Below are 21,895 nucleotides of genomic sequence, written 5' to 3' on the forward strand. Positions count from 1 at the left end.
TGTCGCGGCCTCGCGAAACGTCCTAGACCATCACTGGCCGCACGTTGTGCAAACGGCGAGCGTGATTTTCGACGGGAGGTTCCTCGATGGGATTTTTGGACAGTCTGCAAAGCGCGTTGCAGGGCGGGCAGCAAGGTGGCGGCTCCAACGTCTTGGCCGATGCGCTGGCTAGCGTCGGCGGTTACCAGGGCGTGCTCGCCATGCTGCAGAAATCAGGTCTCGGCGACCGTGTCGAATCCTGGCTGAGCACCAACTCGGCAAACCTCCCGATCGCGCCCGACGAGATCAAGGCGGCGCTTGGCGATCCGCAGCTTCGGCAACTGGCGAGCCAGTTCGGCATTCCGCTGGATCAGGTGGCCAGCGTGCTGGCGCAGCATCTTCCGGCTGCCGTCGACCAGGCCAGCCCCGACGGGGTGCTTGCGACGCGCGGCAGCTGACGCTCCGGGAGCAACGAGACGATCGATATCAAGCGGCAACCCGGGCAGCGCAGCTCGACAGCAACGTCGCTGCCGCGCCCGAGATGAGAGGACAAGCGTGTGAGCAAGCAAGACGAACTGATCAGCAAATATGCGGCGGACCTGAAGGTGAAGTGCGGCCTTACGGCGGATATGGATCTTTTGACAAAGGTCACGAAGGGCTGCGGCCCGGCGATCTACGACAAGGATGCGTCCACGGTTTCGGCCTCGGACAAGGAGGAGATGGAACGGGTCAAGAAGAACTTTCTCGTCGAGAGGCTGGGACTGGCGGCCGATGCGGCCCTGGACGCGGGACTCGCCAAGGTCATCGACCAGTACGGCCGGACCAATCGCAACAAACATCGCGTCGTCTTCTACTATCTGCTCGTCAAGCATTTCAGGCGCGAGAGCGTATACGCCTGACACGCAACCAGGCGAATGGGTTAATGCATGTCGCCCGAACGTGCGCAGCGGTTTTGGGAAAACGACATGCATCAAAACAAAGACTTAAAGTGCGGCGCCTGAATCCGCTTCGGCGCGACGCGCTTTAAAAGGAGATGGGGATGCTGAAGGAATTCCAGGAATTCATTTCCAAGGGCAATGTGATGGACCTGGCCGTCGGCGTCATCATCGGCGCGGCCTTCTCCAAGATCGTCGATTCGCTGGTCAACGACATCATCATGCCGATCGTCGGCGCGATCTTCGGCGGGCTGGACTTCAACAACTATTTCTTTGGACTGTCCTCGAACGTCCACTCGGCCACGCTGGCCGATGCCAAGAAAGAGGGCGCCGTTTTCGCCTATGGCAGCTTCATCACCGTGGTGCTGAACTTCCTGATCCTTGCCTTCATCATCTTCCTGATGGTCAAGATGGTGAACAATCTGCGCAAGCGCCTTGAAGGCCAAAAACCGGCCGCTGCCGCAGCCCCGCCGCCCGCCGACGTGCAGCTTCTGACTGAAATCCGCGACCTGCTCGCGAGAAAATAGCCCCGTGCTATTCACAGCGGCCGGACTAGGTCCGGCCGCTGTCCGGCGCCTGACTGAGCCGCGCCCTTTCTCGTTCCGCAAGCCTTCGCGGCCACCTCCAGCACTGCGTTCCGCCGCTCGGGCGCCCCGCTCGAACCCATGCGGCAGGGCTTCAGGAAATGAAGATCGTTGCAGAATTGCTCACAAGGCTCGACGACACCATGCGGGTCGTCAAAGGCCAGTTGGCCGAGATGGACGGCGAGCAGCTCGATGCGCTCGTGGCCCTGCTCACGCCGAGACCGCCGATCGGCAGCGCCGAAATGGTTCTGACCATCCCGGCGCTTCGCGAAACGGAAGCGCGCAATCGGGCAAAGAGGTAACCGGCGAGAACCGAATTTGTGAAGAGGCCCCTGCTGCCTCCGTCTTTCCGCGACCTGCCGCGAAGAGCAGGAACTCGGGCAACCAGACTGCCCGCGGCTCCCCTCACCCCGAAGCCGCGGGCCTCTTTTTCAGGCGACCGCATCACGCCAACACGGGACAAGACTGTGACGGCGCAATGCACGATCATCCCGTAGGCTGGTTCAGGTTATTGTTTTTATGGCCAGTTCCGTCCGGTTCTTGGCCCCGCACTTTTCCAGGATCGTGCTCACGTAATTCTTGATCGTACCCTCGGCCAAATGCAGTTGCACGCCGATTTCGCCATTGCTCTTGCCTTCGATGATCAGCTTGAGGATTTCGTTCTCACGCGCGGTCAGGTCGTCGCGAACCGACGCGCTGGCCGGCGCGTGCCGTGGGCGTAAACGCTTGAACTCTTCGAGAATTCGCGCGGCAACGCCCGGCGAGAGCGCGGATTGGCCCTTCGCCACCGTGCGGATCGTCGTCGCGATCTCGTCGATCCTGGCGTCCTTCAAAAGATATGCTCTGGCTCCCGCGCTGACGGCTTCGAAAATCAGGTCGTTGGTCTCGAAAGTGGTCAGGACGACGATGCTGGTCCCTGGAAACTCGCGCAGGATCCGCTGTGTTGCCGTGACGCCATCGACACGCGGCATTTGCAGATCCATCAAAATGACATCCGGCCGATATCGGCGCGCAAACTCGATCGCCTGCTCGCCGTCGGCGGCGCCGCCGACGATTTCAAAGTCGTCGTTCTGCTGTCCGAGAAGCGTGGCAAGGCCTTCCCGGATCAAGGTCTGATCCTCGGCGATCAGCACGCGTATGCTTTCGGGTTGACGGTGCGGGTCGGTCATCTTTTCGAGGCCCCTGCGGCTCCATGCCCGGACTTCATCGCCGGCGCGGTCAAGGGAAGCGATATTCGAACCAGTGTGCCCGCCCCAGGCGAGCTTTCCACCGTGCATTCTCCCCCGGCAAGCTCGGCGAACTCGGCCATGCCGATCAGCCCGAAATGCCCCGGCCTGGAAGTGGCGCGGTCAAAACCGCGTCCGTCGTCCCGGATATCGACGAGGAGCCTACCACCGGCTCCAGTCCCCTCCACGACAGCATCAAACCGGACCTGCCGCGCCTTCGCGTGCGCCTCGATGTTGCGCAAAGCCTCGCCAACGATGCGCTGAACCGTCGTCGCGTGCTCCTGCAGCCCGACGCGGGCTCCATCATCGATATTCACGGAGACCTCGGCGCCGGTCTGACGCGCGAAGTCCGAGAGCATTCCCTCGACATCCGAGCCCAGCTCTAGCTCGTCGGGCATCCTGAGCCGTGCGATGGCATCGCGCGCCCGCGCCAGGCCGTTGATCGCCGCTTCCTCGGCAATCGCGAGTCCCTCCGAAACGCGGGCAGGATCGGTCGCCAGAAAATGCCGCGTCAGGCGGATCTGCGTCAGCAAGGCGATGATCGAATGCACGAGCGTGTCGTGGAGGTCGCGTGCCAGGCGAAGCCGTGTTCGCGCAAGCGAGGCAAAGCGCACCTCGGAGTTGGCCGCTTCGAGCTGCTGCTCCATCAGGCGTCGGGCCCGCCGTTCGCTTTCGAACATGATCTCGGCCTGGCGCGCCGTGAAGTCGGGCATCGCAATCACGACGTAGTGCGATTGATCGCTGTTCCACAAGACGACCGCCGTGACCGGACGATCGAGCCCCGGCAGTTCCGCTCGCACGCCCGACAAGGCGATCAGGTCGCGGCGTCCTTCCGAAAGCGCGGCCATTTCGGCCTCCATCCCGACCAGCAGCGGGCACAGGCAGCAGTCCGCACCGATGGCGGGAAGCCACTCGACGAGATGTCCCACTTTCTGTTGAACCGTTCTGTCGGCCCGCACAACGGCGAGCCCTATGACATCGGCTTGCGCGGCCGGCAGTAATTCTGTGCCGAGGTCGATCATTCGTTCCCACAAACCAGCCACAAGACACGGCCCGTCCACTTTGACGTAAGCCCGAACCGGCCGCAAACGAATATGACTTTCGTCATCATCGTCCCTGACTTTCGCCAGATGTCTTTCCCAAACGAAGGGGCTAGATCGGAAGCCGATATGAAGCTCAACGTCCAATTCATCAAGCATCCAGGCGCCCGGGAGCGCATGGTCGTGTTGCCGGAATCCCAGTTCCGCGTGCTCAAGCGGACGGCGTTGGCAAGCCTGACCGACCTTGGCGATCTTGCCGGCAACGGCTCGCTGCCCAAGCGCGTGTTGGACAAAATCGCCGGCGGCGAGAATCCGGTTCGCGCCGTCAGGGTACTGCGCGGCCTGAGCGGAAGGCAACTCGCGGCTCAGGCGGGAATAACGCCCAGCATGCTGTCGCAGATAGAGCGCAGTGGAAAGACAGCCTCCACCAAGACCCTCAAGACCATCGCACGCATCCTGGATGTACCCCTGGATACCATTTCGCCCGATCTCTCCGCCGGAGCGCGCGATATGTTGACCAATACCAGCAGGCCGGTGGCCTGGATCTTGACCTGAGCGATCGAGATCACGCGGAAAATTCGCCGGCAATCTCGGTTCCACGTTGCCAGCCGTCCCCCGTTTCCGCATTCCGTTAGCGAGCCGGCGTAGCGCCCTTGAAGCGACGGCTCTTCTGGCGCAACGCCTCGGATTGAATTAGCATCTGGTGATCAAAGCTCCGGCCGCAATCCAAGAAGATGCGGCAAGCGCAGCGCAGGGAAGCGAAGCCGGGGCGGCGATCAAATGCCGAGCGCTGATCCAAGCGCGACTGGCATCCGAAACGCATCCGGCGGCAGAGGCCATGCGTGGCCGGGAGGAGCCAATGCAGAAACTGCAATCGCAAGGCGTCCATCACATCACGCTGGTCGGCGCCGATCGCCGAACCTCGATCGATTTCTGGGAAGGCGTGCTCGGCATGCCCTTCATCTTCGAACAGCCCAATCTCGACAAGGCGAGCGAAAGCCACCTCTATTTCGATCCGGGCGATGGCCGGCTGATCACCGTCTTCACCGATGAGAGCCGCAGCCCGGTGAAGCGGCGCACGCCGACCGATATCGGCTGCGTCCACCACATCGCGTTCTCGGTGTCGCGGGTGACCTTCCTGCAAGCGGTCGCCCGGCTCGACGAGCGCGGCATCAAGCACAGCGGCGTCAAGGATCGCGGCTTCATGGATTCGATCTATTTCGAGGATCCGCTCGGCCTGCTGATCGAGCTTGCCTCCTACCGCTTCGAGCCGCCGGCCGGTTTCGGCCATGCCGACGTGCTGATGGCGGCGCACAAGATCCGCGTCGCGCGCGGCGACTACAATATCGCCGAGGTGCACCTTGCCGACGCCATCCAGGCGCTGATCGAGCGGTCGCGCGAGACGTTGTCCGAGGACCGGGCGGCGAAGAATCCATACTGAACAGGTCGGAGGGAGGACCAAGATGGCAAAGGCAGCCACAAAGGGAACAAGGAAGGCCACGGTGAAGGCAAAGGCAACGACCGCCGCCAAGGTTTCGGCCAAGGCCGCGCCCAAAGCGACGGCCAAGGCCGCGCCTAAAGCCAAGGCGAAGCCGGCCAAGAAAACCGCGGTCAAGCTCAGCATGCTGCGGCCGAGCGTCAACAACATGACGGTCCGGGTGTTCACGCGCGCGGCCGGGCTCGACCATGCCGAGACCGACGCCTGGGGCCTGACGCGCACGCCCGAATTCCTGGCGCGCAATCCGGCGCATCTGACGCCGATGATCGAGGACAAGGGGCTGCCGCGCGGCGTGCTTTGGGAAAGCTGCGCCATCATGCAGTATCTCGCCAACAAGCACGGGCTGGAGAAATTCTATCCGAAAGCGCCGGCAAAGCGCGCGATGATCGACAGCGCCATGTTCTATCTGGTCGGCACGCTCTATCCCTATGTGGCTAGAGCCACCTATCCGGCGCTCGGCTTTCCGCAGTATGCCGGCGAGGTCGGCCACAGCGACGCCCATCCCGACAAGAAATCGGAGGCGCAGAAGGCAGCCGCCGCAGCGATCGCCGAGCCGCTGGAGGTGTTTCACAGCTTCTTCAGGGACGGCAAGCCGTTCATCGGCGGCAACAATCCGTCGATCGCCGACATCCGTCTGGCGGCGACGCTCGAGTTCCTGGCCGTCATCGACTACGCGCTGCCCAGATGGGCGAAGGACTATATGGCCGCGATCGAGAAGAAGCTCGGCAAGGCCTATGCAGAGCCGGCCGGCGACGTGCGCGGCTATATCGCCCATGTGAAGACGCAGGCCACGGCTTAAAGCGCGACGCGTCGAACGGATCCAAGTAACGCATGTTGTCTTCCCAAAACCGCCGCACACTTATGGGCGACATGCACCAAGAAAACCGCGGAGTTAGGGATTCGTTAACCAAAGCCCTGTCTAGTGTCTCGGTCCTCGCCGCGACCACGGATGTACTGGCGCGAGTGCCGAGGCGAAGGAAAGGTCGGCTCAGCGCCGGCCTTTTGCTTTTCCGGCGACGGCCGTGCCCGGATCACCACAGCATGATCTTGGCGATTTTGCAGGGGCCGGCCGGGTCGAAATCCTATTGTCATCCTCCTCGTTGATCGTACCATGCCGTCAGGCGAACTGGCGAAAGCGAGGAGGACTAGCGATGAGAGGCATGGCAGGATATTCGGCGATTGTCGGCGCGCTGCTGGTGCTGGCCCTTCCGGCGAATGCCGCGTCGCTCAACACCATGAACGAGGTCGGCGTCGCCCTGCAGGCGTGCTGGACCCCGCCTGCCAACTCCGAAAACTCCTCGGTCACCTTGAGCTTCAGCTTCAAGCGCGACGGCACGCTGATCGGCCCGCCGAAGCCAACGGCTATCAAGGTCAGCGGCGATGACAAGGCGCGCCAGGCCTATGTCGACGCGGCGACGGCCGCCTTGCGCAATTGCCTGCCGCTCAGCTTCTCGCCGGCCCTGGCGCAAGGAATTGCCGGCAACGTCTTCACACTTCAGTTCAATTCGCCGAAGAAGTAAGGCTCAAGCAGTTCAGCGGTCGGTGGAATTTGCCGATCGGCTCGAACTATTGTTTAGACGCAATCCCGACCGGAAGACCGTTACACACTTTTCCGAAGCATGTCCCCCGAAAGTGGAAACCGGTTTCGGGGCAAAGACATGCGTAAAATCAAAAACCTAAAAGCGCATGGAGCGAATCCGAAGGATCGCGACGCGCTTTAGAATTGCTCCGGGACGAAACCGTATCACGTCGGATTGCGGCTGCGCCGATCGGTCAGGTGCTTTTCCAGTTCGGGCATCTCGAAGACATAGTCGCTCCACGCCGATTCCGGAATTTGCCCGGCCAGATAGCATTCCAGCAGCAGATTTTGCTCAGGCGTCAGATGCCTCGGCGCCCGCTCGTGATCCAGTCCAAGCGAATGGATCAGGTTCCTGGTCAGGCCAGAGACGGTGAAGTGAACAGACATCTTCAGTCTCCCTTGCGTTGCGCCGATAACGTCAAATGCTAGCCGAAAGTTTCATCAGCAGTCTGTGATCGCGGTCGCATTCGGGCCCTGCCGCGACCGAAGGCGCGGGACTCCTCAAACTGAGATGGAAAGCGATGTTTCTATCGTACGGCAGGCGGGGCTGCGCACCAGTCGGACAAGGGATCTACATCAGGCCCTAAAGTCGGCTTCAAAAGAGCGAAAGTGGGATTTAGTCGCAGACGACACGATAGCGCTTGCCGGGCTCGCTGACATTCCTGCATGTGAGCGCCTTCTCCGGCTGGGAGGGCGCATCGGGCGAATCCGGCTGAAAGGACGGCCTTGTCGAAGCCGGCCTGAAATGCCTTGGGCTGGACGGGCTGGCAGGGGCGCTCGGCGGCAGAGGAAATACGTCGGACGCAATCTGCCGCGTGGCGGTTGTCCCTGGCGGGGCCTTGTCCCAAATGCGCCTGACGTCCATCCGGCTTGGAATGATAACCGTGCCGTCGTCGCTGCGCGTGCAGCCGCTTGCCGCCAGCAGCGCCGGGCAGAGAACAAAAGTCAGCATTCGACCAAGCATCAGCAATACCCCCGCCGATTTTATAGCCCGGCAGCGGTGGGTCCGCCAATGGACGGATTACCGCATCGGGCATGGGACCAGCGTCCTACCGAGGCGCGTCGCCCTGAAACGGAGTGAGGCGAGGCGTTTTGTTTCGCGCATGTCGCTCAAAGCCGCCGCATGGTTTTGGGCGACACGCGTTAACGGCACCGGGCGTGGTCGGTTGCGAATCGTTAAGGTTAGCGGATCGTTAATGCTTGTCGGGCACATTCCGCCGACGAACTGGCGAGGTTCGGCCTTGGGGGTAGGAATGGCGGATTCGGACGGGACGGTCGGGGCGGGCGACGCGCGTGATTCTCAAAGGGCAATTGCGGGCGGAAACGAGATATTCGCCGCAACGCAGCACGCGGCAGCGGCTTCGGAAGCGCTTACCAATCTTCGCCTGATGGTCGATTCGATGCCGATCGGCGTCATCGTCCTCGATGCCGATCTCAGGGCGGAGATCATCAACCGCGCCTTCTATGATTTCTGGCAGATCGATCCGCTTCGCGCCGCGGTCGGCTGCGGCTTCCGCGAGCTGATGGAAGCGAGCCGCGACGCCGATCCCTACGGCGCCGACCAGGCCGCCTGGCAGCGCCACATCGCTGAGCGCGAGGCGGAAATCCGGGCGGGCATTGCCGGCTCCAGGCAGCTGCCGCGCAATGACGGCCGCACGCTGATCGCTTCCTTGGCGCCGCTTGCCGGCGGCAAGCGATTGATCTCCTATGTCGACATCACCGACATGAAGCATCGCGAGACCGAGGCCGAGGATGCGCGCAAGAACCTCGCTACCGTGCTGGAGTCGCTGCCGGCCGGCGTCATCATCTATGACCGCGACGACCGGTTCGTCTTCGCCAATCGCAAGCTGCAGGATACGCTGCCGGCGCTGAAGCCGGCCTGGCAGCCAGGCCGCACCTTTCGCGAGGCATTGGCGCTCGGCCATTCCGTGGGCTATTTCCGGTCGAGCGGCGACAGTGAGATCGACAGCCTCTACGGCGTCGATACCGAACGCTGGCTCGACGCAATGCTCAGGCGCTACCGTTTGCCCAATTCGTCCTACGAGCGCCTCAATCCCGACGGGCGCTGGTACCAAGTATACGACATGCGCACCGACGACGGCACGTTCATCGGCGTGCGCGTCGACATCACCGGCATCAAGACCCGCGAGAAGGCGCTGCGCGACTCGATGCAGCAGATCGATCTCTACCGGCATGTGATGGACGAACTGCCTGTGGCCGCCTTCATCAAGGCCGAGGACCTCTCGATCGAGTTCGTCAACAAGGCCTGGTGCGCGCTGACCGGCATTCCCAAGGAAGACGTCATCGGCAAGACAGACCGCCAGCTTTTCGGCGCCGAGGACGCCGAAAGCTATAGCCACGACGACACCGAGGTCGTCGCCACCGGCAAGGGGCGCGAGGTGGAGGAACCCGTCACCCATCGCGACGGCACGGTGCGGCAGCTGATGACGCGCAAGAGCCGCCTCGTCGCCACCGACGGGTCGGTGCATCTTGTCGGCTCCAGCACCGACATCACCGACGTCAAGGCGCGCGAGCGGGCGCTCAAGGAAAGCATGCGCGAGAACGAGGTGTTCCGCAGCCTCATCGACAACGTGCCCGTGTCGATCTACGCCAAGCGCTCGGATCTGAGGCAATTCTACGTCAACAAGGGCTGGTGCGACCTCACCGGCTTCAGCAAGGAAGAGGCGATCGGCAAGACCGATGTCGAGATATTCGGCGCCGACGGCGAGGCCTTCGTGGCGGGCGACCTCGCGGTGCTGCGTACCGGAGAGACGCAGGAGGTTGAGGAGAAGGTGACGCTGCCCGACGGCAGCGTGCGCCACCAGTTCGCGCGCAAGGGCGCGATGATCGCGTCCGACGGCTCGCTCTATCTGATCGGGTCGACCACGGACATAACGGAACTGAAACAGCGCGAGGCGGAGCTCAGAGAGGCACGCCAGCGTGCCGTGCTCGCCGATCGCGCCAAGTCGGAATTCCTGGCAAATATGAGCCACGAAATCCGCACGCCGATGAACGGCGTGCTCGGCATGGCCGAACTGCTCGCCAAATCGGACCTCGATTCGAAGCAGAAGACGTTCACCGACATCATCGTCAAATCCGGCAACGCCCTGCTCACCATCATCAACGACATCCTCGACTTCTCCAAGATCGACGCCGGCCAGCTCGTGCTGGACCCGGCGCCCTTCAATCTCGCCGAGGCGATCGAGGATGTGGCGACGCTGGTTTCGACGCGCGCCAAGGAGAAGGATCTCGAGCTCATCGTCCGCGTCCAGCCCGGGCTCGACGGGCAGTTCGTCGGCGATGTCGGCCGCATCCGGCAGATCGTCACCAACCTTCTCGGCAACGCGGTGAAATTCACCGACGAGGGCCACGTGCTGGTCGACGTCACCGGCGAGCGGGTGCCGGCCGGCACCAGGCTCACCATCTCGATCACCGACACGGGCATAGGCATTCCCGAGGACAAGCTGAAGCTGGTGTTCGAGAAGTTCAGCCAGGTCGACACCTCCTCGACAAGACGGCATGAGGGCACCGGGCTCGGCCTTGCCATCACCTCGCGGCTGGTCGAGCTGATGGGCGGCGAGATCGGCGTCGACAGCGCCGAGGGCAAGGGCTCGACCTTCTGGTTCACCGTGACGCTGCCGCGGGCCGCGCAAAGCGGGCAGCGGATCATGCCGGTCGACGTGACCGGCGCGCGCGTGCTGATCGTCGACGACAATGCCGTCAACCGGTCGATCCTCAGCGAGCAGATGGCCTCGTGGACCTTCGATTCCTGCGCGGCTGAAAGCGGCGCCGAGGGACTGAAGGTGCTGATTGCCGCCGCCGCCTACGGCGTGGCCGTCGATTGCGTCGTGCTCGACTACCAGATGCCGGGCATGACCGGCGCCGAAATGGCGCGCATCGTGCGCAACACCGCCGGCCTCGCCCGCACACCGATCATCATGCTGACCTCGGTCGACCAGTCGCTCGCCAGCGCCGCCTACCGCGATCTCGGCATCGATGCGCAGCTCATCAAGCCTGCGCGCTCGTCCATCCTCTTGGAGACGCTGGTCGCCACCATCCAGCGCCATCGCCACAGCACGACGGCCATCCACGCGCCTTTGGCAGGCGGCGTCGGATCGGCGCCCGGCGCGCCGCGGGCGTCGACGGCACAAGCGGCGGCGTCGGATCGCGTCCTGCTGCAGCCGCCACCGGCGCGGGCCCGTCCGCGCCCGGCCGGCGTGGAGAGCGGGCTCGACATACTCGTCGCCGAGGACAACGAGGTGAACCAGCTGGTGTTCACGCAGATCCTTAGCGAGACCGGCTATCATTTCGAGATCGTCGCCAACGGCCGCAAGGCGCTCGAGGCTTTCGGCAAGCTCAACCCGCGCATGATCCTCATGGACGTGTCGATGCCGGAGATGAGCGGTCTGGAGGCGACCGCGGCCATCCGCAAGCTTGAGGAGGAGACGGGCACGCATGTGCCGATCGTCGGCGTCACCGCGCACGCGCTGAAAGGGGACCGCGAACGCTGCCTGGAAGCCGGCATGGATGATTACCTGCCGAAGCCGATCAGCCCGAAGGCGCTGCTCGAGAAGCTCGAAAGATGGCTCGGTCCAGGCGCCGAGGTCCGTCGCAGCGCCGGCTAGATCGGTTCATCGTTTCACGGAAACGCCGAACCGCTCTAACTCTTTGTTTTTACGCAATTCCGGGCGGAGAACCGCTCACACTTTTCCTGGAATTGGTCTGGAAGCAAATCAAGGAAAATGCGCGGCGGCTGGAGCTTTTTTCTACCCGGTCGACCGCCGGCGCGCTTCCGCCAGCGGGCCGTCTGATCGCTTGACGCGGACGTATGGTGTGATCGCACCATACCAAAGCGGAGGCCAAGCCAAGACAATGCTCCTTGTCGATTCCGCCCCTCGGTTACGGGCGGGAGCAGCGACCGCCGGCAAGGAACAGCGTCGACTCTACCCCAACGGACCTGTTTTCGGCGATGGCTATGCCATGATCCGCTCTGGCATTCGAGCAACGCGCTCTCGTCCGGATTTTATTTCCCGGCGGCCGATATTTCGGCCGCCGGGATATTTTTTAATCAAAAGTCAGACAAGTTACTGATTCCGGCGGCAAACTCCGGCTGGTCCGCGAAGGCCGCCGCGGGCCTCTCCAGACATCCCTGTTCGGACGTTACGCGGCTGACACGAAACTGTCATCCAACTGTAATAATCGAGGGCTATTGCGCTCACCGGGCGCCGTCAGAAGGCGGTGCCAAGAGACCATATTCCGAACAGGAGCAGGCCACATGAGACATTTCATCCGCTCGGCGGCCGTTGCGATTGCAATGGCTACGGCGTCCACGCTCACCCTGTCCGCCGCTTGGGCCGCGGACATCTCGGGTGCCGGCGCCACCTTCCCCTATCCGATCTATGCCAAGTGGGCCGACGCCTACAAAAAGGAAACCGGCATCGGGCTCAACTATCAGTCGATCGGTTCCGGCGGCGGCATCAAGCAGATCAAAGCCAAGACCGTGACCTTCGGCGCTTCCGATGCGCCGCTCGGCGGCGACGATCTCAAGTCGACCGGCCTTGCACAGTTCCCGATGGTGATGGGCGGCATCGTTCCGGTCGTCAACCTCGAAGGCGTCAAGCCGGGCGAGTTGGTTCTGGATGGCCCGACGCTGGCCGACATCTTCATGGGCAAGATCACCAACTGGAACGACGCGGCGATCAAGAAGCTCAACCCCAAGATCAAGCTGCCCGACCAAGCGATCGCGGTCGTCCACCGTTCCGACGGCTCGGGCACCACGTTCAACTTCACATACTATCTCGGCGACGTGAGCGCGGACTGGAAGGCAAAGGTCGGTGTCGACAAGGCAGTTGAGTGGCCGGTGGGCATCGGCGCCAAGGGCAATGAAGGCGTTGCCAACAACGTCTCGCAGACCGGCGGTGCCATCGGCTATGTCGAATACGCCTATGCCAAGCAGAACAAGCTCACCTATGCCGACATGGTCAACAAGGACGGCAAGAAGGTCGCGCCGACCGGGAAGGCGTTCTCGGCCGCCGCGGCCAACGCCGACTGGAGCTCGCAGCCAGGCTATGGCGTCATCCTCGCCAACCAGCCGGGCGCGGAGTCGTGGCCGATGACCGCAGCGACCTGGATCCTCGTCTATCAGAAGCCCGACGATGCGGCGGCCACGACCGAAGCGCTCAAGTTCTTCGCCTGGTCTTATGCCAAGGGCGACAAGATGGCCGCCGAGCTCGACTACGTTCCGATGCCCGACAAGGTCGTGAAGAGCGTCGAGGAAATGTGGGGCAAGGACATCGTCGACAGCAACGGCAAGCCGCTCTATTCCGGCATGTAATTCCTACGGAATGAGGAGGGCGCTTCCGGCGCCCTCCTGTCTACCTTTTGAAATGCGAGGGGCTCGATGAGTGCCGTTTCCGAAGCCGTGACATCGTCTGCCATGCGGACCAGAGAAGCGACGGTGCGCCGCTTCGCCTTCACCGACATGGTCTTCCGGGCGGCCACGCGCGCTTCCGCCATTCTCGTGCTGGTCATTCTTGGCGGCGTCGCGATCTCGCTGTTCGCCGGCTCGTGGGAGGCGCTGTCGAAGTTCGGCTTCTCCTTCCTGACGACGGAGGCGTGGAACCCGGTCACCGAGAATTTCGGCGCCCTTGCACCCATCTATGGCACCATCGTCACCTCGGCCATCGCCATCATCATCGCCGTTCCGATCGGCATCGGCATTGCCGTCTTCCTGACCGAGCTCTGTCCGCGCCCGCTCAGGCGCCCGATCGGCATCGCGGTCGAGCTGCTCGCCGGCATTCCCTCGATCATCTACGGCATCTGGGGCCTGTTCGTGTTCGCGCCGTTCCTGCAGACGACGATACAGCCCTTCATCATCGACATTTTTCACGGCATACCGGGGCTCTCCAGCCTGTTTGCCGGTCCGCCCTACGGTATCGGCCTGCTGACGTCGTCGCTCATCCTCGCCATCATGGTGCTGCCGTTCATCACCTCGATCACCAAGGACGTGTTCGACACGGTGCCGGCGGTGCTGAAGGAATCGGCCTACGGAATCGGCTGCACGACCTGGGAAGTGACCCGGCGCGTGACCATTCCCTACACCCGCGTCGGCATCATGGGCGGCGTCATGCTCGGCCTCGGCCGCGCGCTCGGCGAGACGATGGCGGTCACCTTCGTCATCGGCAACGCGCACCGCATCAGCGCCTCGCTGTTCGCGCCGGGCACGACGATCTCGGCCACCATCGCCAACGAATTCACCGAGGCGGACGGCGAGCTTTATACGTCGTCGCTGGTGGCGCTCGGCCTGATCCTGTTCATCATCACCTTCATCATCCTCGCGCTCGCACGCTACATGCTGTTGCGCATCGATAGCCGCACGGGAGCCTGACCGATGTCGACCGCCGCATCGCTCCACCAAAGCCGCAAGCGCAAGAATGCCGTGATGATGGCGCTATGCGTCGTCGCGGCGGGCATTGGCCTCGCCTGGCTGGCGCTGATCCTTGGAGCGCTGGCCTACAAGGGGCTCTCCGGCGTCTCGCTGGCGGTGTTCACGGAAATGACGCCGCCGCCCGGCGACGCCGGCGGCCTGCTCAACGCCATCTATGGCAGCATCATCATGACCATCATCGGCATCGTCGTTGGCACGCCCATCGGCGTGCTCGCCGGGACCTATATGGCGGAGTACGGGCGCTTCTCGCGGCTCACCACGGTGGTGCGTTTCATCAACGACATCCTCTTGTCGGCGCCGTCGATCATCGTCGGCCTGTTCGTCTATGAGCTGATGGTGCGGCCGATGGGCCATTTCTCGGCGATAGCCGGCGCCGTCGCGCTGTCGATCCTGGTGATCCCCGTCGTGGTGCGCACCACCGAAGACATGCTCAACCTTGTGCCCAACGCTTTGCGCGAAGCCGGCACCGCCATCGGCGCGCCGCGCTGGGTGGTGATCCGCTCGGTCGCCTATCGCGCGGCGCTTTCCGGCATCGTCACCGGCATATTGCTGGCGATCGCCCGCATCTCCGGCGAGACGGCGCCGCTGCTCTTCACCGCTCTCAACAACCAGTTCTGGTCGAGCAATCTCAACGCGCCGATGGCCAGCCTGCCGGTGACCATCTTCCAATTTGCGCTCAGCCCCTATGAGGAATGGCAGCAACTGGCCTGGACGGGCGCACTCATAATAACCCTGACGGTTCTCGGGCTGAGCATCTTCGCCCGCAGCCTTACCGGACGCAGAGAGGACAGATGAAACCGATGTTGTCCACCGACCTTAACGTAGCCGACACGGCCGTCGAGAAGGCCAAGATCGAGGTCAAGAACCTCAACTTCTACTATGGCCAGTCGAAGGCGCTGAAGGACATCAACCTGTCGCTGCCCGAGCGCAGCGTCACCGCTTTCATCGGGCCGTCGGGCTGCGGGAAATCGACTCTGCTGCGCGTGCTGAACCGCATCTACGAGCTCTACCCGAAGCAGAGCGCGGAAGGCCAGGTGCTGCTCGACGGCAAGAACATCCTCGACCGCTCGCAGGACCTCAACCTGCTCAGGACCAAGATCGGCATGGTGTTCCAGAAGCCGACGCCGTTCCCGATGTCGATCTACGAGAACATCGCCTTCGGCGTCAGGCTGTACGAGAAGATCAGCAAGGCCGAGATGGACAACCGCGTCGAGTCGGCGCTGAAGCGCGCGGCGCTCTGGGGCGAGGTCAAGGACAAGCTCAACGCCAGCGGCCAGAGCCTTTCCGGCGGCCAGCAGCAGCGGCTTTGCATCGCCCGCACCGTGGCGGTGAAGCCGGAGGTCATCCTGCTCGACGAGCCGGCCTCGGCGCTCGACCCGCTGTCGACCGCCAAGATCGAAGAGCTGATCGACGAGCTGCAGGCCGACTACACGATCGTGATCGTCACCCACAACATGCAGCAGGCAGCGCGCGTGTCGCGGCAGACGGCGTTCATGTATCTCGGCGAGCTGGTCGAGTTCGACCGGACGGAGAAGATCTTCACCTCGCCTCGCGAGAAGCGCACGCAGGACTATATCACCGGCCGCTTCGGCTGAGTTTCATACGAGGACATAATCATGGCCCATACGGTCGCTTCCTTCGACGAGGATCTGAGGCAGATCAGCCAGCTTATCCGTGACATGGGCGATCTCGCCGGCTCGATGGTCGGCGCGTCGACCAAGGCCCTGCTCAATTCCGACAACGCGCTGGCGCAGCGCGTGGTCTCCGACGACGCCATCATGGACGCGCGCCAGCGCGAGCTCGACGATCGCGCCATCACCTTGATCGCCAAGCGCCAGCCGATGGCCGACGACCTGCGCAGCGTGGTCGGCGCGATCCGCATGGCTGGCGACCTCGAGCGCATCGGCGATCTCGCCAAGAACATCGCCAAGCGCGTCGGCTCCGTCGGCGTCAGCGCCGCGCCGCGCGACCTGTCGCACTCGATCGACTCGATGGCGCAGCTGGTGCTGATCCAGGTCCAGGGCGTGATCGAGGAGTACACGGCGGGCGACGCCACGGCGCTCGCCAAGCTCCGGAACGACGACGAGCGCATCGACGTCAAATACACCTCCGTCTTCCGCGAGCTCCTGACCTACATGATGGAGGATCCGCGCAACATCACGGCCTGCACGCATCTCCTGTTCTGCGCCAAGAATCTGGAGCGCATCGGCGACCACGTCACCAACATCGCCGAGAATGCCTATTATGTGCTGACCGGCACCCAATTGCCCGCGAACCGTCCGAAGCAGGACGAGACGGCGATGTCGGCGCCGGCGGCCTGACAACGAAGGTACCTGCTAAATGATCGCGCCACGCATCATGGTGGTGGAGGACGAGGAGCCGCTGGGGGTGCTGCTCCGCTATAACCTCGAATCCGAAGGCTATCAGGTCGAGGTGGTCACCCGCGGCGACGAGGCCGAGATCCGCCTGCAGGAGAACGTGCCCGATCTCCTAGTGCTCGACTGGATGGTGCCGGCGGTTTCCGGCATCGAGCTTTGCCGCCGCCTCAGGATGCGGCCCGAGACCGAACGGCTGCCGATCATCATGCTGACGGCGCGCGGCGAGGAAAGCGACAGGGTGCGCGGCCTCTCGACGGGCGCCGACGACTATCTGGTCAAGCCGTTCTCGACGCCGGAATTCATGGCCAGGGTCAAGGCGCTGTTGCGCCGCGCCAAGCCGGAGGTGCTTTCCAGCGTGCTCAAGGTCGGCGACATCGTGCTCGACCGCGAATCGCACCGCGTCTACCGCAAGAAGAGCGAGATCAGGCTCGGTCCGACCGAGTTCCGGCTGCTCGAGTTCATGATGCGGCATCCCGGCCGGGTGTTCTCGCGCAGCCAGTTGCTCGACAATGTCTGGGGCGAGACGATCTATATCGACGAGCGCACGGTCGACGTGCATGTCGGGCGCCTGCGCAAGGCGGTCAACAACGGCCGCATGCCCGATGTCATCCGCACCATCCGCGGCGCGGGATACGCAATCCGCGAGGATTAGGCGCACCGTTCGTGGAATTGACGCGTCCGCTACCGGATCGCATGCGTTGGTGAGTAGCTGAGACGCTCGTGCTTCGTCATCCACGGGCGGAGCAAGGAGCGAAGCGACGCGGCGCAGACCCGAGGATCCATTCCGTGACGTCGACGCGGCACTGCGGTGCAGAATTCTGCTCCGCTGCGCATTTCGATCAAGGTGACGGCATGGATTCCAGGGTCTTCGCGACGGAGCTTCGCTCCTGCTCCGCCCTGGAATGACGAAAGCTCAAAAGGCCTTCGCTAATCTCCGGCGATTCGGAAAGCCGCTCAGGCCACATTCTTCCCGGCGCCTGCCCTTGCCTGGACGCCCGGGGCGAAAATCTCCTGGTCGACGAAGGTCAGTGCGCGCATGGCGCAGCCTTCGCGGATCAGCGGCAGTTCGTTCGGCTCGGTGTCGAAGGAGATCGATTCCGAGTGCTGGCCACCGGCGGTCTGGGCGATGGCCTCGCGCAGCGACGGCTCGATCAGGTCGAAAGCGGCGGCGCTGACGCCGACCATGGCAACCGGCGCCGGGTCTATCAGCGCGAACAGGCTGCCGAGGCTGAAGCCCAACGCCTCGCCCGCCCGCCGGTATGCCTCGCGCTCCGGGCCGTCCTTCTCCCGCGCCTTGGCGGCAAGCGCCCGCATGTCGGCGTCGCCGACGTCGACCGGCTCGGCGTCCTCGCTCATCTTCATGGCGCTGCGCCAGATGGCGTAGTTCCCGGCATACGCCTCGACGCAGCCGCGGCGTCCGCAACGGCAGAGCGCGCCGCCTGGACGATGGATCATGTGGCCGAACTCGCCGCCGGAAGAATGCGTGCCGGTGAAAAGCTCGCCCTTCAGCACCAGGCCCATGCCGATGCCGTGCGACAGCAGGATAGCAATGAAGTTGTCGCGATAGCGGTTGGGGTCGCGCCATTGCAGCGCCACCGCCATCATGTTGCAGTCGTTCTCCATGGTGGCCGTGATGCCGAATTCCTTTTCCAGGATGTCGGCGAAAGGGATGTCGGTCAAAGGCGTGATCGGCGACCACAGCATTGCCCGCGCATGGGAATCGGTGATGCCCTGGATGCCCATGGCGATGCGGGCGACGCTGCGGACATCGAGGTCAGGGTCTTCCAGCCGGCGCCGGACGATCGCCACGCATTCGCCGATCAGCTCGTCGCGCGGCATGGTCAGCGTATCGAGGCGCCGCTGCTCCTCGGCGATGACCTGCCCGGCATAGTCGATGACGGCGACGGAAAGGAAATTCAGCGACAGCACCACCGTCACCACCGCAGCCGCCTCGGGATTGAGGGCGAGGCCGACCTGCGGCCGGCCGCGCTTCAGCGATGCCGCCTCGCTCGGTTTGCTCTCGGCCAGGATGCCTTCCTGGATCAGGTCCGAGGAAATTGCCGAAATGGTCGAGTGGCTGAGCCCGGTGGTCGCGGCGATCTCCGTACGCGACGGCTGGCCGGCGCGGCGCACGGCCGAGAGCACCATGGCGCGGTTGCGCCGGCGCAGGTCGTCGTGGCGGATTCCGACCGACATTTTTCTCCTCCCGGTCAGCGCGGCCTCTTGATAATGCATGGGCCGTCGGCGACGCGCCAGATCGGTTCGGTTGCGGATACACCACCGAACCCGCTCTAGATTTTGTTTCATTCAGTTCCGACGGCAGCGGCTCCGCGCTTCCTGTGCAACTGTTTTCAGGATAGTGGCAGAAGCGGCCAGAGCTGTCATTATTTATTGCGGGTCTCGAAAAAAAGTTCGTGGCACCTCAAAAACCATCAGAATCGCAGTTGACAGTGCTTCGGCGTTGGATCAGTGTTTTTTCGAGGCTCGAAAAAAAGCCTCTGTTACCGGCCTTCGGGCCAGTCTGGGTCGCGCCGCAAGGGCGCAGGGAGGAAATCATGAAGAGATTCGCAACCGCCATGCTGGCGGGTGTCGCCATGTCGTTGACGCTGGCGTCGGTCGCAGAGGCGAAGGACAAGGTGATCGGCGTTTCGTGGTCGAATTTCCAGGAAGAGCGCTGGAAGACCGACGAAGCGGCGATGAAGAAGGCGATCGAGGCGGCCGGCGACAAATACATTTCGGCCGACGCGCAGTCCAATCCGGGCAAGCAGCTGACCGACGTCGAAAGCCTGATCTCGCAGGGCGCAAACGCGCTGATCATCCTGGCGCAGGATGCCTCGGCGATCGGCCCGGCGGTGCAGAAGGCGCTCGACGAGGGCATTCCGGTCGTCGGCTACGATCGCCTGATCGAGAACAAGGACGTGTTCTACCTGACCTTCGACAACAAGGAAGTCGGGCGCATGCAGGCCCGCGAGGTGTTCAAGGCCAAGCCTGAAGGCAACTACGTCTTCATCAAGGGCTCGGGTGCCGATCCGAATGCGGATTTCCTGTTCGCGGGCTCGATGGAAGTGCTGAAGGAAGCCATCGACAGCGGCAAGATCAAGAATGTCGGAGAGGCCTATACGGACGGCTGGCTGCCCGCCAATGCGCAGAAGAACATGGAACAGTTCCTGACCGCCAACGACAACAAGGTTGATGCTGTCGTGGCGGCCAATGACGGTACTGCCGGCGGCGTCGTCGCGGCGCTGACGGCGCAAGGCCTGGCCGGCACCGTTCCGGTCTCGGGCCAGGACGGCGACCACGCGGCGCTCAACCGCATCGCCCTCGGCACGCAGACCGTGTCGGTGTGGAAGGACGCCCGCGAGCTCGGCAAGAACGCCGCCGAGATCGCCTCGCAGCTCGCCGACGGCAAGAAGATGGCCGACATCGCCGGCGCCCAGGACTTCACCACGCCTGGCGGCAACACCGTCAAGTCGCTGTTCCTGACCCCGATCGCCATCACCAAGGACAATCTCAACGTCGTCATCGACGCAGGCTGGATCAAGAAGGACGAAGTCTGCGCCGGCGTCGCGGCTGGCGCGGTCGCAGTCTGCAATTGATCCGGCCGACGTTTATTCAAATCCTGACGCCGCGGCCCAAAGCCGCGGCGTTTCTCAAAAAAGGGCTTCCTGCTTCAAATGATACGGGAAAGCCGGTGGAGCGGTTCATCGTCTGGCAGAATCGTCGAACCGCCCCAGCCATTTGTTTCCAAGCAATTCCGGACGGATTACACACTTTTCCTGGAGTTGCCCTAGCATTTGTGGTCCGGCATCCGAGTCAGAGGGCAGCCGGTGGGAGGAGATCATGACCGATACGACCTCTGAGACGGCGGCCAACCCGGCGGCGGATCGCGCACGTGCTTCCGAACTCAGCGCGATCGGCCGTTTCCTCAAGGCGACCGAACTCGACACCCGCATGCTCGGCATGGTCGGCGCCCTGCTGATCATCTGGATCGGCCTGCACGTCATTTCGAGCCTGCGGCTCGGCGTCAATCCGCTCGATTTCGACAGCCGCACGTTCCTTACGCCGCGCAATCTGTGGAACCTGTCGGTGCAGACCTCGGCCGTGGCGATCATGGCGTCCGGCATGGTGCTGGTCATCGTCATGCGCAACATCGACCTCTCCGTCGGCTCGGCCGAGGGGCTGATCGGCATGGTCATGGGCTTTGCCCAGGTGCATTTCCTGGTGCGGATGGTCGGGCTCGAGCTCGGCAATCCGTGGATCTGGGTGCTGGCGCTGGCCATCGGCCTGGCGCTCGGCCTGCTGATCGGGGCCTTCCAGGGCTTCGTCATCGCCTATCTCGAGGTGCCGGCCTTCATCGTGACGCTGGGCGGGCTGCTGGTGTGGCGCGGCGCCGCCTGGTGGGTCACCAGCGGCCAGACGGTCGCGCCGCTCGACGCCACCTACCAGCTGATGGGCGGCGGGCCGGCCGGCTCGATCGGCGCCAGATGGAGCTGGGTGGTGGGCGTCGTCGCCTGCCTGGCGGTGGTGTTTGCGCTTTTCCACGGCCGGGTGCAGCGCAAGCGCTTCCGTTTCCCGCTGCGGCCGATCTGGGCCGAGACGCTGCTCGGCGCGGTCGCCTGCGCGATCATCATGGGCGCGGTGTGGCTGGCCAATTCCTATCCCTGGCCGGTCGGCATCGTGAACCGATACGCCGCCGCCAACAACATCACCGTTCCAGAAGGCGGGTTGTTCATCGCCCACGGCATCGCCATTCCGGTGCTGATGGCGGTCGCGGTCGGCCTGATCATGACCTTCATCACCAAGCGCACCCGCTTCGGCCGTTATGTCTTCGCCATCGGCGGCAATCCGGAAGCGGCGAACCTTGCCGGCATCAACACCCGCTGGATCACCATGAAGGTGTTCATGATCATGGGCGTGCTGGCAACGATCGCGGCGGCGATCTCGTCGGCCAGGCAGAATTCGTCGACCAATGCGCTGGGCACCCTGGACGAGCTCCTGGTCATCGCCGCGGCGGTGATCGGCGGCACCTCGCTTGCCGGCGGCTCGGGAACCGTGCTCGGCGCCATGCTCGGCGCGCTTTTGATGCAGTCGCTGCAGTCCGGCATGGTGCTGCTCGGCGTCGACTCGCCGCTGCAAAGCATCGTCGTCGGCGCCGTGCTGGTCGTCGCGGTCTGGCTCGACACCATCTACCGCAAGCGCGTCTGAGCATGATCCCGCAAAGTGGAAACC

The 21,895-nt window shown here is 63.5% G+C and carries 20 protein-coding genes and 1 pseudogene; 17 read left to right on the plus strand and 4 right to left on the minus strand.

Annotated features, from left to right (window positions below):
* Nucleotides 1–83: 83 nt before the first annotated feature.
* The 4 genes and pseudogenes from QAZ47_RS08540 to QAZ47_RS08555 all read left to right on the plus strand — a co-directional run.
* Nucleotides 84–437, plus strand: a pseudogene (locus QAZ47_RS08540) (YidB family protein); the annotation flags it as partial.
* Between the two features lie 99 nt (nucleotides 438–536).
* Nucleotides 537–878 (plus strand): DUF2853 family protein, encoded by a 342-nt coding sequence (locus tag QAZ47_RS08545; protein WP_278232933.1) that lies wholly within the window; start codon nucleotides 537–539, stop codon nucleotides 876–878.
* A 140-nt stretch (nucleotides 879–1,018) separates the two neighbouring features.
* On the plus strand, nucleotides 1,019–1,441 hold the full coding sequence (gene mscL, locus QAZ47_RS08550; RefSeq protein ID WP_278206246.1) for a large conductance mechanosensitive channel protein MscL: 423 nt from the start codon (nucleotides 1,019–1,021) through the stop codon (nucleotides 1,439–1,441).
* Nucleotides 1,442–1,599: 158 nt separating this feature from the next.
* Nucleotides 1,600–1,800: a hypothetical protein gene (locus QAZ47_RS08555; protein WP_278232934.1), complete on the plus strand. Its 201-nt coding sequence runs from the start codon at nucleotides 1,600–1,602 to the stop codon at nucleotides 1,798–1,800.
* Between the two features lie 201 nt (nucleotides 1,801–2,001).
* On the opposite strand, the gene QAZ47_RS08560 is transcribed toward QAZ47_RS08555, so the two are convergent.
* Both QAZ47_RS08560 and QAZ47_RS08565 read right to left on the minus strand, forming a co-directional pair.
* Nucleotides 2,002–2,667: a response regulator transcription factor gene (locus QAZ47_RS08560; RefSeq protein ID WP_278232935.1), complete on the minus strand. Its 666-nt coding sequence runs from the start codon at nucleotides 2,665–2,667 to the stop codon at nucleotides 2,002–2,004.
* Nucleotides 2,664–3,746, minus strand: coding sequence for an ATP-binding protein (locus tag QAZ47_RS08565; RefSeq protein ID WP_278232936.1), 1,083 nt, complete (start codon nucleotides 3,744–3,746; stop codon nucleotides 2,664–2,666). The genes QAZ47_RS08560 and QAZ47_RS08565 overlap by 4 nt, the downstream gene beginning before the upstream one ends.
* 72 nt (nucleotides 3,747–3,818) lie before the next feature.
* On the opposite strand from QAZ47_RS08565, the gene QAZ47_RS08570 reads away from it, so the two are divergent.
* The 4 genes from QAZ47_RS08570 to QAZ47_RS08585 all read left to right on the plus strand — a co-directional run bounded on the left by QAZ47_RS08570 (nucleotide 3,819) and on the right by QAZ47_RS08585 (nucleotide 6,782).
* The gene (locus tag QAZ47_RS08570) at nucleotides 3,819–4,319 is read left to right on the plus strand and encodes a helix-turn-helix transcriptional regulator (RefSeq protein ID WP_278232937.1); all 501 of its coding nucleotides are present in this window, start codon (nucleotides 3,819–3,821) and stop codon (nucleotides 4,317–4,319) included.
* Nucleotides 4,320–4,623: 304 nt separating this feature from the next.
* The gene (locus tag QAZ47_RS08575; RefSeq protein ID WP_278206252.1) at nucleotides 4,624–5,205 is read left to right on the plus strand and encodes a VOC family protein; all 582 of its coding nucleotides are present in this window, start codon (nucleotides 4,624–4,626) and stop codon (nucleotides 5,203–5,205) included.
* A 22-nt stretch (nucleotides 5,206–5,227) separates the two neighbouring features.
* Nucleotides 5,228–6,061 carry a glutathione S-transferase family protein gene (locus QAZ47_RS08580; protein ID WP_278232938.1) on the plus strand — a complete coding sequence of 278 codons (834 nt, stop codon included), beginning with the start codon at nucleotides 5,228–5,230 and terminating at the stop codon, nucleotides 6,059–6,061.
* A gap of 352 nt (nucleotides 6,062–6,413) precedes the next feature.
* Nucleotides 6,414–6,782 (plus strand): hypothetical protein, encoded by a 369-nt coding sequence (locus QAZ47_RS08585; protein ID WP_278206255.1) that lies wholly within the window; start codon nucleotides 6,414–6,416, stop codon nucleotides 6,780–6,782.
* 224 nt (nucleotides 6,783–7,006) lie between these two features.
* Here the strand turns inward: QAZ47_RS08585 and QAZ47_RS08590 are convergent, their stop codons facing one another.
* Entirely contained in the window at nucleotides 7,007–7,228 is a 222-nt protein-coding gene (locus tag QAZ47_RS08590; protein ID WP_278206257.1) for a hypothetical protein, read from the minus strand.
* Nucleotides 7,229–8,094: 866 nt separating this feature from the next.
* Here QAZ47_RS08590 and QAZ47_RS08595 point away from each other — a divergent pair.
* From QAZ47_RS08595 to phoB, 7 genes are all read left to right on the plus strand, one after another.
* The gene (locus QAZ47_RS08595) at nucleotides 8,095–11,466 is read left to right on the plus strand and encodes a response regulator (protein WP_278232939.1); all 3,372 of its coding nucleotides are present in this window, start codon (nucleotides 8,095–8,097) and stop codon (nucleotides 11,464–11,466) included.
* A 650-nt stretch (nucleotides 11,467–12,116) separates the two neighbouring features.
* Complete coding sequence (gene pstS, locus QAZ47_RS08600; protein ID WP_278076345.1) at nucleotides 12,117–13,175, plus strand: phosphate ABC transporter substrate-binding protein PstS; 1,059 nt, start codon at nucleotides 12,117–12,119, stop codon at nucleotides 13,173–13,175.
* A 66-nt stretch (nucleotides 13,176–13,241) separates the two neighbouring features.
* Nucleotides 13,242–14,228: a phosphate ABC transporter permease subunit PstC gene (gene pstC / locus QAZ47_RS08605; protein ID WP_278232940.1), complete on the plus strand. Its 987-nt coding sequence runs from the start codon at nucleotides 13,242–13,244 to the stop codon at nucleotides 14,226–14,228.
* Between the two features lie 3 nt (nucleotides 14,229–14,231).
* Nucleotides 14,232–15,083 (plus strand): phosphate ABC transporter permease PstA, encoded by an 852-nt coding sequence (gene pstA / locus QAZ47_RS08610; protein ID WP_278232941.1) that lies wholly within the window; start codon nucleotides 14,232–14,234, stop codon nucleotides 15,081–15,083.
* Nucleotides 15,080–15,883: a phosphate ABC transporter ATP-binding protein PstB gene (pstB, locus tag QAZ47_RS08615; protein WP_278232942.1), complete on the plus strand. Its 804-nt coding sequence runs from the start codon at nucleotides 15,080–15,082 to the stop codon at nucleotides 15,881–15,883. The genes pstA and pstB overlap by 4 nt, the downstream gene beginning before the upstream one ends.
* 18 nt (nucleotides 15,884–15,901) lie before the next feature.
* Nucleotides 15,902–16,609, plus strand: coding sequence for a phosphate signaling complex protein PhoU (gene phoU / locus QAZ47_RS08620; protein WP_128088863.1), 708 nt, complete (start codon nucleotides 15,902–15,904; stop codon nucleotides 16,607–16,609).
* A 19-nt stretch (nucleotides 16,610–16,628) separates the two neighbouring features.
* On the plus strand, nucleotides 16,629–17,318 hold the full coding sequence (phoB, locus tag QAZ47_RS08625) for a phosphate regulon transcriptional regulator PhoB (RefSeq protein WP_010911896.1): 690 nt from the start codon (nucleotides 16,629–16,631) through the stop codon (nucleotides 17,316–17,318).
* Nucleotides 17,319–17,620: 302 nt separating this feature from the next.
* Here the strand turns inward: phoB and QAZ47_RS08630 are convergent, their stop codons facing one another.
* Nucleotides 17,621–18,862 (minus strand): ROK family transcriptional regulator, encoded by a 1,242-nt coding sequence (locus tag QAZ47_RS08630; RefSeq protein ID WP_278232943.1) that lies wholly within the window; start codon nucleotides 18,860–18,862, stop codon nucleotides 17,621–17,623.
* A gap of 359 nt (nucleotides 18,863–19,221) precedes the next feature.
* Between QAZ47_RS08630 and xylF the strand changes: the two genes are divergently transcribed.
* Together xylF and QAZ47_RS08640 are read left to right on the plus strand one after the other, a co-directional pair.
* The gene (gene xylF, locus QAZ47_RS08635; protein WP_278232944.1) at nucleotides 19,222–20,262 is read left to right on the plus strand and encodes a D-xylose ABC transporter substrate-binding protein; all 1,041 of its coding nucleotides are present in this window, start codon (nucleotides 19,222–19,224) and stop codon (nucleotides 20,260–20,262) included.
* A gap of 244 nt (nucleotides 20,263–20,506) precedes the next feature.
* Entirely contained in the window at nucleotides 20,507–21,871 is a 1,365-nt protein-coding gene (locus QAZ47_RS08640) for a sugar ABC transporter permease (protein ID WP_278206283.1), read from the plus strand.
* Nucleotides 21,872–21,895 lie beyond the last annotated feature (24 nt).

Source organism: Mesorhizobium sp. WSM4904, from assembly GCF_029674545.1.
Lineage (GTDB): Bacteria > Pseudomonadota > Alphaproteobacteria > Rhizobiales > Rhizobiaceae > Mesorhizobium.